The following is a 14,697-nucleotide window of genomic DNA, read 5'->3' on the forward strand; positions in this document are numbered from 1 at the left end:
AGTGGGTGCGAACCCCACCCAGCAACCGCTCCAGCGGGAAGCAATCGGAGCAGTCATGGAGGCAACGAAGTGGCTGAAGCCTTCGATTAGCGTGTCACGAATTGGTGACGGCGCGAGTGTGCAGGCCGTAACGCGAGTGAGTGCGCCGGGAGACTGGCAAGGAGTATGTGGTGAAAGTCCACTGCGATGAGGGAGTAGCAATCCACGTCGGCCCCGATCTGTGCGCAGGCGTCCGCGAGGACGTCGGCGAAGCGTCAGTAGGGGAGCGTATAGGCCAGCCATTGAGCCGCGAAATCGTTAGCAACCCGGGTGCCGACGTTGTTCACTTGACGGAAGGCAAAAATCGGCAGGCGCGCTACTGCGATCGCCTGTCGGACCCGGCGTGGTCTGAGACCCTGGCATGTACGGACGCTCCTTGCGCGGGAACCGGGAGATCTCTGGATCGGCCGTAGGCCCTGTTGGGTTGGATGGTCCGTAGCGGGAAGGTGAGGAGCCGTAGCCGTTGATGCACGATTCAGAGAAGTCTGACTCCGGCATAGTAGTGTCGAAGCCGACGAACAAAACCGGGCGACCCGTGGCGGAGCCGGTTGAGCCAAGGCCGGGGACCAAGGGGAACGCGGATCAGCAAAGCACGCACCGGGCGCAGAGCCGGGCTCGCGTGATCCAGGCGCTCGGCCGCGTACGGCAAGCCGCAAGGCAGAGGAAGAAGGAACAGTTCACCGCGCTCCTCCACCATATCAGTACCGATACGCTCCGGACGGCGTTCTACGCGCTCAAACGTAAAGCCGCCCTCGGCGTGGATGGTGTGACATGGCACGACTACGAGGCGGATCTCGAACTCAGGATCGAGGATCTGCATGGACGGGTCCACCGAGGAGCCTATCGGCCGCAACCATCCCGCCGGGCCTACATAGACAAGGCGGATGGAAAACAACGGCCGTTAGCGATCGCCGCGCTCGAGGATAAGATCGTCCAGGGCGCGACCGTCATGGTGCTCAATGCTATCTACGAAGGCGACTTCGTCGGCTTCTCTTATGGGTTCCGACCCGGACGAGGACCGCATGATGCGTTGGACGCACTTTCGACAGCGATCAAAACAAGAAAGGTGAACTGGATACTTGACGCCGACATCCGGAACTTCTTTGGGGCTGTTAGCCAAGACTGGCTAGTTCGCTTCCTTGAACATCGGATCGGTGACAAGCGCATCATCCGCCTCATCCAGAAATGGCTGAGAGCGGGCATACTCGAAGACGGGGTCGTGACAGTCGATGACCGGGGAACTGGCCAAGGCTCGGTGGTCTCGCCGATCCTAGCCAACATTTACCTGCATTACTGCTTCGACCTCTGGGCTGAGCGCTGGAGACGGCAGGAGGCCCGGGGCGATATGATCGTCGTGCGATATGCCGACGATCTGGTTGTCGGCTTCGAGCATGAGGGCGACGCACGTCGCCTCCTTGATGCGATGCATGACAGGCTCGGGGAATTTGCACTGTCGCTCCATCCGGACAAGACGCGCTTGATTGAGTTCGGCCGCTTTGCTGCGAACGATCGCAAGCTGCGTGGGCTTGGAAAGCCGGAAACCTTCGCGTTCCTGGGTTTCACATTCATTTGTGGTCGATCTCGCCGCGGCAACTTCCAGCTTCAACGGAAGACCCGACGCGACCGCATGCGGCGGAAGCTCGGGGATATCAAGGCGGAGCTACTGCGCAGGATGCATCAGCCGATTCCAGAGCAAGGGAAATGGCTGAGGCAGGTCGTGGCTGGCCACTTCGCCTACTACGCGGTTCCGACAAACAGTCGGGCGCTCTCGGCGTTCCGGCATTATGTGACCGATCTCTGGCGACGAACGCTTCGGCGGCGCAGTCAGAAAGATGGGTTCACATGGGAACGCATGACGAAGTTGGTCGCCGACTGGCTTCCCCCGCCGCGCATCCTTCATCCTTGGCCCGACGATCGCTTTGACGTCAGACACCCAAGGTAGGAGCCGGATGCCTTAGTCGGGCGAGTCCGGATCTGTGCGGGGGGCGGCCAGTAATGGCCGTCCCTACCGCGATACGCTGAGCAATCCTCGAAAAGGACAATGCACAGGCCAACCCGACAACCCTTTCGGGGAAGGCTGATACGGTTGGGAGAAGCAGAGCGAAGAGTACGCCCAGCCGCTGCGCCGGGGTAGTGGCGACAGCATGTACACAAGGAAAAGCGCAGCGCATTCCGAAGGGCACTGCGGCTTGCTATGCAAGGGCATAGATAAATCTGCTTCTCACTTACGCCTTAGCCGTCCAGCGACCCAATGAAAGCAACCCGTTAGGCTTCTGTTGCGACATCGTCAAATCAGTGTTAGGCAGCGTCTTATCGCATCTGGCCTGGCAATCGCGCACCGCTTCGACGCGATAGAGCGGGCCGCCACCCCTGGGGAGGCGGTAATATCCAGCGCAGCCATCTCGTTCATCGCCCATGACAGCAAGACCTCTGGGCGGGCGAGAGCACTCGAGCGCATGTTCTATCGATAGATAGAGATTGACAGAGTTCAGCAGGAGTCGTATTAAACAACGATCTATCGATAGATAGTCTAGCTGCGCAGCGGCGCGTGGCAGTTGATCGTAGCCCGCCGCTCAGTGCTGCGCGGCGGGTCACGGTCGCCGGCGTGCGCAAGCAAGACTTCGACTCCAAGTCTGTCTGCGATTCGCCATCGTGCAATCTATTGAACGGAGGATGACCGTGAGCCAGACCAAGAAAGCTAAACAATTTGCCGCCCTTCACGTCAAAGGGACGCCAGTGATACTTTACAACGCGTGGGATGCAGGCAGTGCAAAAACGATCGTCGATGCCGGCGCGACGGCGATCGCGACCAGCAGTTGGTCTGTCGCCAGTGCGCAGGGATATGAGGACGGCGAGGACCTTCCGCTTCCTCTTGCCGAGCAGATCGTCGAGCGGATCGCGGCGGCAGTTGACGTGCCTGTGACCGTGGACTTCGAAGGCGGGTATAGCGACGATGATCGCAAGCTGGCCTCGAACATTTCCAGGCTTCTCGATCTTGGAATCATCGGGATCAATTTCGAGGACCGCGTGGTCAAGGGCAGTGGGCTCTACGACATTGTTCGACAGGCGAAACGGATCGCAGCGATTCGCCATGCTGCCGAGCGGAAGGGCGTTCCTCTCTTTATCAATGCACGGACCGATGTGTTCTTAGGTAACAGCGGCGATGTCGACGAAGCCCTGGAGAGAGCGAAGGCATACGCGTCGGCCGGCGCGTCCGGCTTCTTCATTCCCGGGCTGACCGAGGCCGACCATATCCGTCGGATTGCTGAGGAAGCGACGCTGCCGGTCAACGTCATGGTCATGGAAGGCGTCCCATCGAATGACAAGCTCGCGAAACTGGGTGTTGCCCGCGTGAGCTACGGGCCGATTCCGTTCATCGAGACGATGGAAGCCCTCCAGAAGAAGGCGGGCAAGCTCTTTTCGTAATGTGCCCGCAACGCCTGGAGGACGGCCAATCCTGCGACGCCCTTGCAAGGATTGTGAGTAAACTTGCGCCGCGAAGGATACGCCAATTCCGCGGCGCCGTTTGCCCAGATATCCTCATCTTCGTCTCGTGGACGTGGACCAGGACGCTTTCTATAGGGCCGTTTGAGCACGCAACGGCCCCCTTTTACGACGGCATGACAAGTCGTCGGTAACACGACACGGTGGGCGTTCGCCCGCTGGATCGAACGGACGCGGAGCGGCAATGAGCCACGTATCAGAAGGCATTGACCCTCACGCCGTTCCAAGTGAAACGGGATGTGTCGAGTGTCTTGCTGCTGGCCAATGGTGGCTCCATCTGCGGCGCTGCGCCAAATGCGGCCACATCGGCTGTTGCGATACGTCGCCAAACCAGTACGCCACTGCGCACTTTCGCGAGACTGGCCACTTTATGATAACAAGCTTCGAGCCTGGTGAGGACTGGTTCTGGAATTATGGAACCGGAAAGCCGTTCTACGGCCCCAGGCTGGCGCCGCCGCGATCTCGACCCCTCGACCAGCCTTCGCCTGGACCAAAGGGGCGCGTCCCTGCGGACTGGGAACATCACCTCAACGAATGAGCATCCGGTTTATAACGACGGCAGCACGCCACTAGCGCAAAGTCTACCGAAGGGAGATCCCATGTATTATCAAGTCGTTTCGCAGTGCGTCCAGTCCTTGAAGACTGTAGAGGTCTTGCTCGACAAGGCCGACCAATTTGCATCTGCCAAGCAGTTTGACGTCCGTGTGCTGTTGAACGGTCGTCTCGCGCCCGACATGAAGCCCTTGATCTACCAGGTGCAGAGCGCTTGCGACTATGTCAAAGCCGCCGCCGCCTGGCTTTCGGGGCAGACGCCTCCAAAGCACGAGGACAATGAGCAGACCCTCGAAGAGCTGCGCGCTCGCATTCGGAAAACTGTCGATTTCGCCGAAACCGTAGGCAAGGCACAATACGAAGGTGCACAAGACCGCAAAATCAGCCTTTCGTGGGTTCCCGGGAAGGTCATCGGCGGCGAAGATTATCTGCTTCAGATGACGATTCCGAACGTCTACTTCCACATTGCGATGACGTACGCGGTCCTCCGCAACGGCGGCGTCGACGTCGGCAAGATGGACTTCCTTGGGCCAATGAATTTTGTCCAAGCCTGACGAGACAGGCATTCTTTTCTTGCCCGGACCCGCTCGGCACCGGTTGGTGGCATGGTTGCTCGGGGGCGGGCCGCCCGTTCACCAGGTTCGATGCCCGTGAAACGCGCTTCAGCGAAGAAGCACACCAGCAATCCTATTAGCGGTATGGGCGACCTGTTCGGGGAGCCTGAGCTACCTGCCGGTTTCCGCTATATCCCGGATGTTATATCGACCGCCGACGAAAAGAGCCTCGTCCAGCGATTCGAAAAACTGCCTCTGAAGCCCTTCGAATTTCACGGGCATCAGGGCAATCGCCGCATATACACCTTTGGGCACGGGTATGTGTTCGCAGGCCAGGAGCCACGCGCCGATGCGAGCATTCCCGATTACCTTCTGCCGCTCACCGACGTTGCAAGCCAGATCAGTGGCGTGCCGGCCGACGCGTTTGAACAACTCATGGTGACGGAGTATGCGCCGGGCGCTGGAATCGGCTGGCACCGCGACCGACCGTCGTATGAAGATATCGTCGCAGTATCGTTTCTCGCGCCTTGCACCTTACGGCTGCGTCGGAGGGTGGAGGAGGGCTGGGAGCGCCGGTCCGCGCATGTCGAGCCACGATCGGTGTATTTGCTCCATGGCCCGGTGCGGAACAGCTGGCAGCACAGCATCGCGCCGATGGACGCTCTGCGTTTCTCCGTGACCTTGCGTACATTTCGCCCTGGCCGAAGCTCCTCGAGCGATTAGCGTTCCACCATTGCGGTTGTCAGATCGGCGAATAGATGGGCGAAGTGATCAGACAAAACGTCCGCGGCGATGGTGAGGTCGCTTCAGCCCGAAGCCGGGATCATGACAGCGCGATTTCGCGCGATCATCAGGCGACTGCGAATGTGGGCCCGGTAAGCCCGGCAGTCGCCTGATCGAACGCAGAGATGTCGCCATAGGCGCGCGCAAGAATCAAGCCTCCTTCCAAGGCCGCCATCACATGGAACGCCCGGGCCACAGCATCCGCTCCGCCAATTCTGCTCGAAAGGTCATCGATGCAGCGTCGAAAGAACATCTCGATTTCCTGCACGATCTCAGGCGGTAGACCGCCCGCTTGAGCGCCAAGCATGCCGCCTAGACACATCCGGCCATCCCGTTCGATCGCGCTGCGAAACGCGGATCGATAGATCACAATCACCTCGTCGCCGCTCTCATCATGCCGCCGCGCGACCAGTTCGAAGAAGCGATCCCCGTACCGGCGCGCGACCGCAGCGGCCATTCCCGCCTTGGTCGGGAAATGGTGGTGGACACTGGCGCTCTTGATGCCGATCTCGGCTGCAAGATCGCGGAAGCTGAACCCCCGGTAGCCCGCTTCGCGGATGCGAGCCTCGGCCAGGTCCATCAGGCGCTCTGCCGTTTCGTTCATCGCATTTCCTATCTCTACTGATAGATAGACGTTGACGGCGGAGATTTCCAGAGTTATCCCGTGCTCTACCTATCGATAGAGCAGAGTAGGGCCTCATGAGCAACGAACAGGATACGCCGGTCGTTCGCCACGTCGACACGCCGTCAGGCCGAATCGGTTACGTGGAAGTGGGATCAGGACCTGCCGCTCTCTTCGTCCACGGCGTGCTGCTGAACAAGCACATGTGGCGCCACCAGATCGGCGCGCTTTCAGATTTGCGGCGCTGCATCGCGGTCGATCTGCTTGCGCACGGCGACACGGAGATTGCAGCGGCTCAGGATGTGTCTGTGACCGCCAACGCGAAGATGCTGAAGGAAGTGCTCGACGCGCTGCATATAGATCAGGTCGATCTGATCGGAAACGATAGCGGCGGCGGAATTTGTCAGATCTTCGCCGCGCTCAACCCGGATCGCGTCCGGACGCTGACGCTCACCAACTGCGATACCCATGACAACTGGCCGCCCGAAGCGTTCAAACCTTTCGTGGAAATGGTGGCTGCCGGCGGGCTGAGCAAAACCCTCAACGCAATGCTCGGCGACAAATCGATCTATCGCTCGCCGGGTGCGCTTGGCCCAGCCTACGAGCACCCCGAAGCCGTCAGGGATGAAGATATCGAAATCTACCTCCGGCCACACCTGCGCAACGAGCAGCGTACCCACGATCTGGAGCGCTTCGTCGGCGCATTCGACAATAGGCACACTTTGGCCATCGAGCCCCAATTGCGCCAGCTCAAGGCTCCGACACTGATCGTATGGGCCACGGATGATGTCTATTTCCCGGTGAAATGGGCGCACTGGCTGGCCGAGGCGATCCCAGGAGCGAAGCCGCCCGTCGAGCTGTCCGGAGCACGGCTTTTCTTTCCCGAGGAGCGGGCGGACGCGCTCAATCAGTTGCTGCGCGGCCATTGGGCCGGCTGACCAATCTGACCCGCACGATTCAGCGTCGCACAAACCGAAATCCCCATCAGCGAGGCACTTGGTATGCTGCTGGACGACCGCATGGCTCAAATCGTTCCGACGCTGACTCCGGCTCAAATACAGTTCGCTCTTCGTTTCGCGAGCGGTCCTGAGCGGCGTTTTGCACCGGACGAAAAGCTTCTCGATGTCGGCGATCGGGACATGGCCGTGTGGCTGGTCGTCGAGGGGGGCATCGTTGCGAGCCGACGGGATGGTCTGGGCCGGGAGGGGATATTTGCCACCGGCGGACCGGGTCAGTTCAGCGGAGAAGTAAGCGATCTTGCCGGGCATGCCTCCTTGGCCATGGTCTGCGCGGGACCGGACGGGTGCACAGCCTATCCGTTCGATCTCCCTCACCTTCGAGCTCTGCTCATCAGCAGCGCGGACATCGGTGAACTGATGATGCGAGCCTTTATCCTGCGGCGCGCCGCGCTGTTGGAGGGGGACAGCGTTGGCTCGGTCATCCTTGCAGAAGCGGGATCGCCGGCGACGGTTCGCCTTCGGGGCCTGCTTACCCGGAACAGCTACCCGCACTCGCTGATCGATGCAGGTGGTACTGAAGGTAAAGCCCTTGTCGAGCGCCTCGGCGTGCAGGCGGCCGATTTGCCGATCCTGATCTGCCCGAACGGGACGGTGCTGCGGCGGCCCAGCGATACTGAGGCGGGAGTAGGGCTGGGAATCGTTCCCGATATTAAGCCTGGAACGACGTACGACGTGATCGTCGTTGGCGCGGGCCCGGCAGGCCTCGCTGTTGCCGTGTATGCGGCATCGGAGGGGCTCTCCGTTCTGGTTGTCGATAGCCGCTCGTTCGGTGGCCAAGCGGGCGCCTCCTCGAGGATCGAGAACTATCCGGGATTTCCGACCGGCATTTCCGGCCAGGCGCTTACGGCGCGCGCATTTCTTCAAGCTCAGAAATTCGGTGCTCAATTTGCAGTCCCAGTCTCGGTCGTCGAACTCGATTGCTCGCAGCCACCGTTGCACCGCGTGGCACTCGACAATGGCGTTTCAATTTATGGACGGACGGTTGTGATCGCGTCGGGCGCGCGTTACCGGCGGCCAGAGATCGAAAACCTCGACCGCTTCGAGGCAACCAGCGTCTCGTGCTGGGCGACGACGATCGAGGCGGCCCTGTGCGAGGGCCGCGATATCGTTCTCGTCGGAGGAGGCAATTCTGCGGGGCAGGCGGCTGTCTTCCTCGCCGCGCACGCGCGCCAGGTACATCTGGCTGTCCGCTCATCGGGCCTCGATGCCTCCATGTCCCGCTACCTGATCGACAGGATCAAGGCGACGCCCAACATCGACTTGCGGGTCCGCACCGCCGTCACCGGATTGTCGGGTACGGCAGATGGTACACTGGAAAGCATCGACATGACCTGCCGTGAGAGCGGCGACAGTCGCCGGGTCGACGCACGGCACATGTTCTTGTTCATCGGTGCCGATCCCAACACGCAGTGGCTCGATCGGCGTATCACCCTGGACAACAAGGGCTTCGTCGCCACCGGTAGCGATCCGCAATTGCCGTTGGCAACCAGCAGCCCCGGTGTTTTTGCGATCGGAGACGTGCGGCGCGGATCGGTGAAGCGCGTGGCGGCCGGCGTCGGCGAGGGTGCCGCGGCTGTGGCTCAGATCCATGCCTACCTCGCCACCCTTCATTCGTAGTCCATGGTGACTTAAGCGGATGGAGCGTCGGCGGCTTGTCGCAGGCAGGTGAGGCAGTCGAACTGCCTTTGGTCGGCGTACCCGGACCTCCTGCTCGACCTGCACATCGACCCCGCCACCTATGACGACGCTGCACGAAGCGCGGTGCCGGCAGGTCGGTGGCAAACATATGCTGCGTGTCCCGCTCTAGGATGAGCGCGTTCCAGCCGCCCGGATGAGCCGCCAACTCGCCAGGCTTGCAAAAACTGCGACGACCGCGGCAACGGAGAGTGCAGCACCGAAGCCGGCTGCTACGCTGGCGTGCACCGTGCCTTGGAGGGCGATTCGAATCGGATCTGATAAAGCAGACAAAGCACCGCTCGCGTCGCCGCCCACGATCCGAAGGCTCAGGTCGTGCCAATCGATCCTCTGATCGAGCACGAGGGGCTTTCCAAGCCTTCGAAGGTTGGCCTCGGCCACGCCCGCGAGCACTGCGCCCAGCCCCGCGACACCGGCGATGATGCCAATGAACCGCGTCGTACTTGCCAATCCGGAGGCCATTCCGGCGCGCTCTGGCGGAACGGAGCTGACTTGAGCTTTCGCCGTCTCGCTGTTGAGCAGGCCCGCGCCGGATCCCGTGATGAACATGCCGATCGCAGCCGTCCAATATGCGAGGTCCGCCAGCACGGCTGCTGCCGCGATCGCATTGCCAAGCGCGACCAATCCAAGACCAAAGCTCAGGATCGCACGGCTCGACATGCGCGTCGCGAGCCTGCCGCCCACGCTGGGACCGATCAGCAGCGGCAATGCGAAAGGTATCATTGCGAGACCTGCGATCGCCGGCGAAAGAACAAACGCATCCTGGAGATAGAGCGGCAGGATCGTCATCATGACCTGTGCCGCGGCCGCGTAACCCAGCATAGCGACGGCTGCTCCGGTGACGGTCGGATCGCGGAATATCGACAGGTCGATCATCGGGCGTGGGTGTTTGCGTTCGGCAAAAACGAACGCCACAAGCAGGACCGCGCCCACGGCTAATCTGATGATTGTCGGCGCACTCTCCCAGCCGATGCTATTTGCATCGATCAGAGCCCACACGACGCTGAAAAGACCGGCGCCAAAGAGGAGGATTCCCCGATAGTCCAAGCCTGACGCTTTCGGGTCGCGAGATTCCGCGACCGACGTCAGGGCGAGGACGATCAATCCGGCGCCCAACGGCAAATTGATGTAAAACGCCCATCGCCATCCCAGATAGGACGTAACGAGGCCGCCGAGGATCGGACCGAGAGGCGGCGCCATGCCCATTACGGTGCCCCAGATCGCGTAGACGCGGTCTCGTTCGTGAGGTTCGAATCCGTGTGCGACGACGGCCAGCGACGACGTCAGCTGGAGCGCGGCGCCGACCGCCTGCAATGCGCGCGCCCCGTTCAGCGTAGCGAGATTGGGTGCCGCACCGCAAAGAAAAGAGGCGAATGTGAAGATCGACAGCCCGATAAGCAGCATGCGCCGCCGCCCAAGACGGTCGGCCAAGGCGCCTGCTGGCATCAGCAGTGCTGCGAACGGAAGGATATACGCGCTGACGACCCATTCGACATCAGTGAATCCGCCGTGCAGGTCGCGCGCGATGGACGGCAGCGAGACCGCGACAATGTTGGTGTCGAGCATGATGAGGAAGGGCGCGCCGGCACAACAAAGCAACATGCGCAGCTTCCGGCCAGAGAACCGAGCCGTCGGAGACGGTGGCATAGCGTCAGTCTGCGGCTGTCCCGCTGCATTACCGAGGATATTTTCGCCATTTCTGAGCACGAAACCATCCATTCCGCTATTCCGCGACCTGCGCGATGAGCTCGGCTACGTAGATCAACTAGAAGAGGTCCTGCCGACACGCGGACGATCGGCAGGGCTTTCGAAAGCTCGATCAGGACGTGGGAAGCCGATCCTGTGCGGACGTGTCGTAGGCGGGATAGTCGGTGTAGCCGCGCGCGGTGTAGCCATAGAAGGTGCTGCGGTCATAGGGGTTCAGTGGCAGGCCGAGCTTGATCCTCCTGGGCAGGTCGGGATTCGCGATGAAGTGACGGCCGAAGGCGATCAGGCCGGCATCGCCGTTCGCGATGCTTGCCTCTGCTGTCTCGGGATTGAAACCACCGGCCGCGATCACCGGTCCCTTGAAGATCTTGCTCAATTCCTGGGCTGCGACCGGTGCCTGCGTTTCGGCAATGGTCTCACCACCCCTTACCCGCGGCTCGATGAGGTGAAGATACGCGAGCCCGAAACCGCCCAGCCCCTCTGCCACCGAGCGGAACAGCGCACGGGGATTGCTGTCGCCCATGTGATTGAACGTCCCGCTTGGCGCGAGCCGAACCCCAACCCGATCCGCGCCCCAGACTTGGATCAACGTCTGGACGACCTCGACGAGAAGACGCATTCGATTCTCGACCGTACCGCCGTATTGGTCGGTCCGCTTGTTGGTGTTGTCCTGTAGAAACTGGTCCATCAGGTGGCCGTTGGCCGCCATCAGCTCGACACCATCGAAACCCGCTTTCTTGGCGTTGCGCGCGGCGGCGCGATATTGATCGAGGATGCTGGCGATTTCCGCCGTCTCCAGCGCGCGATGCGGCGACGTCTGGCGAAACCCGTCAGGCGTATCGACGACGATGCCAGGATCAGCCCAGTAAGTCGGATCGACAGACGCCGTAACCGGCTGCGATCCTGTGATCGAAACGTGTGTCGTGCGGCCAGCATGCCAAAGCTGCGTGAAGAAGTATGCGCCCTTGGCGTGAACCGCATCCGTGATCCGTTTCCAGGCCGCCACATGGTCGTCCGCGTAGAGACCGGGCGCATGGTAGTAACCTCGCGCGGATGCCGCGATCGCCGTCGCTTCCGTGACGATCAGCCCGCCGTCAGACGCACGCTGCGTATAATATTCGAGCTGCAAGTCGCTCGGAATGCCCGTCCCTGGCTGCGCCCGTAGCCGGCTCATCGGCGGCATGACGACACGGTGTTTCAGTGTGATGGGCCCGATTTGAACGGGCGTGAAGAGTTTCTTTTGAACGTTTGTACCCACTGGGATTCTCCGTTCGTGACGGGCCTGCGCCGGAAAGGGAAGGGAGGGGCGTGATGGGGAGGTTGGCCCCGCGCGGTCAAGCGCGGGACGGATCACCGATGTCGGACGTCGACCTGGTCACGAGCGATCACTGCCTGCCAGCCATGACGCCACCGTCGACCGGAAGGATGACACCGGTGATGAAACTCGCCTGATCCGAGGCAAGGAACAGAAGCGCCTCGGCCGCGTCTGCGGGCTGACCGTTGCGGCCAAGAGGGTGCATCGCATTGAAGGTCGGCAAAACGGTCTTCACCTGTTCTGGTGTCAGGAACGTGCTGAAGACCGGTGTCTCGATCACGCCGGGCGCGATCGCATTCACGCGGATCTTGTCGTGGGCGAGCTCGATCGCGAGGTTCTTGACCAGCGCATGGACGCCACCATTGGCTGCTGAATAAGCGGACGAGGGCGTGGCACCGATCGCCTGCAGGCCCCACATGGATCCGGTCTGCACGATCGCGCCGCCGCGGCCCGCAGCCTTCATGGCCTTCGCCGCCGCCTGCGCGATGAAAAACTTGCCCTTGAGGATGATGCTCAGGAAATGATCGTATTCATCTTCGGTGACATCGAGGAATGGCTTAGGCCCGAAGATGCCGGCGTTGTTGAACAGGACGTCCAGACGGCCAAAGCGATCGAGCGCTGTCTTTACCGCTGCTTTTCCTGTCGCCGGCAGGGAAATGTCGCCCACATGGGCGATAGCGCGCTTTCCGGTCGCGTCGATTTGCTTGGCTGCGGCCTCGGCTTTGGCGGCATCGCGTCCGACGATGACAACAGAACCACCTTCTGCGACGAATCGGGTCGCCACTTCCTTGCCGATGCCTGAACTGCCTCCTGTGACGATCGCGACCTTGTCCTGAAAACGCATGGCAACTCTCCTGGGTTATTCTACCTATCGATAGATTGATGAGCTTCGGAGAATTAACTCTGGAAACTGGATGCGTCAAGCCTGATCTATCGATAGAGAGGAACAACGTCGTGACGGGCGGCGGAAGAATTGCTGAACGACTTCCCTCGATGTCGCTTCGCCGAGCTGAGAGAGGGATGCAAGCCGCGAGCACGGAACGGCCGATCCATGACTTGGGCCCTCGAATGCCTGGGTTCCTCGGACTTGCGGCAAGCTTTGTTTTTCGCGAACGACGGAGTCCTATCTGCGCGTCGTCGGGCCACGTGGAATGTCAGGATAATATTGTGGGCTTTCACGTCGATCGAACATGCCGTAGTCACGCACGATGCGCACGACGCGATGACGAACAGCGTCGGCCTCGGTAGGGAGCTGTGGTTCAAACTGCTCAGCGGAGTTGCGGTCGCGCCAGCTCGCCAACAATGCAAGCTTTCCCGCATTGTAGATGCTTGAGAAAACGTCGTGGTCGATCAGGGCCGAGTGTGTTCGATCGAGCGACAAGCGGTCAGCGAGCTCCGACGGAGCCAGTGATCCTGGTCCAGTCGGCGCCGGCAAAATCTCGATAAGCGTCGCATACTTCCCGGCGCCGACCTCCGTCTCGTCCAGACGTTGTTCAACCAGACGTACGCCCTCGGGAGGCGCCGTATCCGACACGATTTCGCCAACCCGCAAATGATAATCTTGAAAGACGTCGTCGCGCCCGCGTTGTTGAGTCTCGTGGTGTCTGGCGACGGTGCGCCATCTCACAACGGACTTTTCGTCTCGCCATGTGGAATGCGACAGAATCCACCCCGGCCGACGCGCGCTTTCGAAGCGCTCGTTGTCGATGAACCCGTCGATGCCCTCTAGGATCGGCTTCAAGTCTTTCGCAAGGGCGAGGTAAAGGTCGAATTGCTCTTTCTTGGGATGGACTTCGAAGATCACCGAGAACATCTTGATCACCCAGCTTGCTTGAGGTTCGTGCCCGAGGGAGGGTTGATGTCTTCCTGCCGCGATCGACGGGCCGAAGCCCGGCCAAGGGCCCGAAGATCAGGCTTGCGACAGACGTTCGCTGCTTTGCTTAGCATAGTGCCCTATCGATAGATAGACTGACAGGCATTGTTTTTGATCTCTGTAAGCCCTACCTATCGAGAGGTAGCCACGGGAGCAGACTCAATGAGTGACGTCGCCGCCGCCATCATGGACGCCGCTGAGCGGCGAATGCGGAAGGGCGGCTTCAACGGTTTCAGTTTTCGAGAGATCGCAGCCGACGTGGGCGTCAAGAGTTCCAGCGTCCACTATCATTTCCCGACCAAGGAGAATCTCGCGGCTGCCGTCATCCAGCGCTATACCGCACAGACGGCGGATTTGATCGAACGGGAGCTCCAGAAGGAGCCAAACCCGGTGAAGGTTTGGGTGAAAGCGTTCCGAGGGACCCTGCACTCAGCGGATCGCATGTGTCCATGCGCCGTGCTCGGCGCATCATCCGTGGATCTGCCGCCGGAAGTATCGGCGGAAGTGAAGAAGTTCTTCAAGATGTGCCATGAAAAGCTCGTGGAGGAGGGCCTCTCGTCGGATGACGCCTCCCAACTGCTGGCGACGATCACGGGCGCATTGGTGGTCGCCAACGCCGTAAATGACCTCGCGACATACGATCGAGCTACGCGTGAGTTTACCCGAGCGTGGAAACCTGCGCCGGCGAAAGTTGGTCGCCAGCGCTCGAAGTAAGCTTCGAACTCGTGCCGCGTGTATTCTGTTTCGAGATCACGGCTAACGAGGGACCGCTCGGCAGGAGTGCGATCCGTTGCCGGGCCGCGGTAGGAGAAATACCGCTCCCCTTCATATTCGCACGCCCTGTTCGGCCCGGCCGCCTGATTCTGGCTGTCTAATTCGCGGCCCATTGTCGCCACCCACTCCGTAAGAAATCTGCGAGCGACCGATACGAGAAGCCGCCGCGAAGTCGCAGATTCGGCACCACAGCTAGATTATTTTTGATGAGTTTTGGTTTCAGCCCCATCGGAGGCATTAGATCTAAGTATTTTGATTTT

At 60.8% G+C, this 14,697-nt stretch carries 13 protein-coding genes; 8 read left to right on the forward strand and 5 right to left on the reverse strand.

Going from position 1 to position 14,697, the window contains the following annotated elements:
- The first annotated feature begins 505 nt into the window (after positions 1-505).
- The 5 genes from ltrA to B5525_RS24420 all read left to right on the forward strand — a co-directional run bounded on the left by ltrA (position 506) and on the right by B5525_RS24420 (position 5,372).
- The gene (gene ltrA / locus B5525_RS24400) at positions 506-1,981 is read left to right on the forward strand and encodes a group II intron reverse transcriptase/maturase (RefSeq protein ID WP_079568282.1); all 1,476 of its coding nucleotides are present in this window, start codon (positions 506-508) and stop codon (positions 1,979-1,981) included.
- 737 nt (positions 1,982-2,718) lie between these two features.
- Positions 2,719-3,465 carry an isocitrate lyase/PEP mutase family protein gene (locus B5525_RS24405; protein WP_079573735.1) on the forward strand — a complete coding sequence of 249 codons (747 nt, stop codon included), beginning with the start codon at positions 2,719-2,721 and terminating at the stop codon, positions 3,463-3,465.
- Between the two features lie 262 nt (positions 3,466-3,727).
- Positions 3,728-4,081 (forward strand): UBP-type zinc finger domain-containing protein, encoded by a 354-nt coding sequence (locus B5525_RS24410; RefSeq protein WP_079568283.1) that lies wholly within the window; start codon positions 3,728-3,730, stop codon positions 4,079-4,081.
- Between the two features lie 61 nt (positions 4,082-4,142).
- Positions 4,143-4,649 (forward strand): DUF1993 domain-containing protein, encoded by a 507-nt coding sequence (locus B5525_RS24415; RefSeq protein WP_079568284.1) that lies wholly within the window; start codon positions 4,143-4,145, stop codon positions 4,647-4,649.
- Positions 4,650-4,745: 96 nt separating this feature from the next.
- Positions 4,746-5,372 (forward strand): alpha-ketoglutarate-dependent dioxygenase AlkB, encoded by a 627-nt coding sequence (locus B5525_RS24420; protein ID WP_244567564.1) that lies wholly within the window; start codon positions 4,746-4,748, stop codon positions 5,370-5,372.
- Positions 5,373-5,499: 127 nt separating this feature from the next.
- Here B5525_RS24420 and B5525_RS24425 read toward each other — a convergent pair whose 3' ends face one another.
- A complete protein-coding gene (locus B5525_RS24425) occupies positions 5,500-6,036 on the reverse strand; it encodes a TetR/AcrR family transcriptional regulator (RefSeq protein WP_154073403.1) in 537 nt (178 codons plus the stop codon).
- 203 nt (positions 6,037-6,239) lie between these two features.
- Here B5525_RS24425 and B5525_RS24430 point away from each other — a divergent pair, with 203 nt between their 5' ends.
- Together B5525_RS24430 and B5525_RS24435 are read left to right on the forward strand one after the other, a co-directional pair.
- Positions 6,240-6,992, forward strand: coding sequence for an alpha/beta fold hydrolase (locus B5525_RS24430; protein WP_244567565.1), 753 nt, complete (start codon positions 6,240-6,242; stop codon positions 6,990-6,992).
- A 63-nt stretch (positions 6,993-7,055) separates the two neighbouring features.
- The gene (locus tag B5525_RS24435) at positions 7,056-8,690 is read left to right on the forward strand and encodes an FAD-dependent oxidoreductase (RefSeq protein ID WP_079568287.1); all 1,635 of its coding nucleotides are present in this window, start codon (positions 7,056-7,058) and stop codon (positions 8,688-8,690) included.
- A gap of 186 nt (positions 8,691-8,876) precedes the next feature.
- On the opposite strand, the gene B5525_RS24440 is transcribed toward B5525_RS24435, so the two are convergent.
- The 4 genes from B5525_RS24440 to B5525_RS24455 form a co-directional block, all read right to left on the reverse strand.
- Positions 8,877-10,370, reverse strand: coding sequence for an MFS transporter (locus tag B5525_RS24440; protein WP_197687838.1), 1,494 nt, complete (start codon positions 10,368-10,370; stop codon positions 8,877-8,879).
- A 217-nt stretch (positions 10,371-10,587) separates the two neighbouring features.
- Positions 10,588-11,829, reverse strand: coding sequence for an alkene reductase (locus B5525_RS24445; protein WP_244567566.1), 1,242 nt, complete (start codon positions 11,827-11,829; stop codon positions 10,588-10,590).
- Between the two features lie 31 nt (positions 11,830-11,860).
- Complete coding sequence (locus tag B5525_RS24450) at positions 11,861-12,634, reverse strand: SDR family NAD(P)-dependent oxidoreductase (protein ID WP_079568290.1); 774 nt, start codon at positions 12,632-12,634, stop codon at positions 11,861-11,863.
- Between the two features lie 279 nt (positions 12,635-12,913).
- Positions 12,914-13,603, reverse strand: coding sequence for an antibiotic biosynthesis monooxygenase family protein (locus tag B5525_RS24455; RefSeq protein WP_079568291.1), 690 nt, complete (start codon positions 13,601-13,603; stop codon positions 12,914-12,916).
- 222 nt (positions 13,604-13,825) lie between these two features.
- Here B5525_RS24455 and B5525_RS24460 point away from each other — a divergent pair, with 222 nt between their 5' ends.
- Positions 13,826-14,377 (forward strand): TetR/AcrR family transcriptional regulator, encoded by a 552-nt coding sequence (locus tag B5525_RS24460; RefSeq protein ID WP_079568292.1) that lies wholly within the window; start codon positions 13,826-13,828, stop codon positions 14,375-14,377.
- The last annotated feature ends 320 nt before the right edge of the window (positions 14,378-14,697 follow it).

Source organism: Bradyrhizobium erythrophlei, from assembly GCF_900129505.1.
GTDB classification, from domain to species: Bacteria; Pseudomonadota; Alphaproteobacteria; order Rhizobiales; family Xanthobacteraceae; genus Bradyrhizobium; species Bradyrhizobium erythrophlei_D.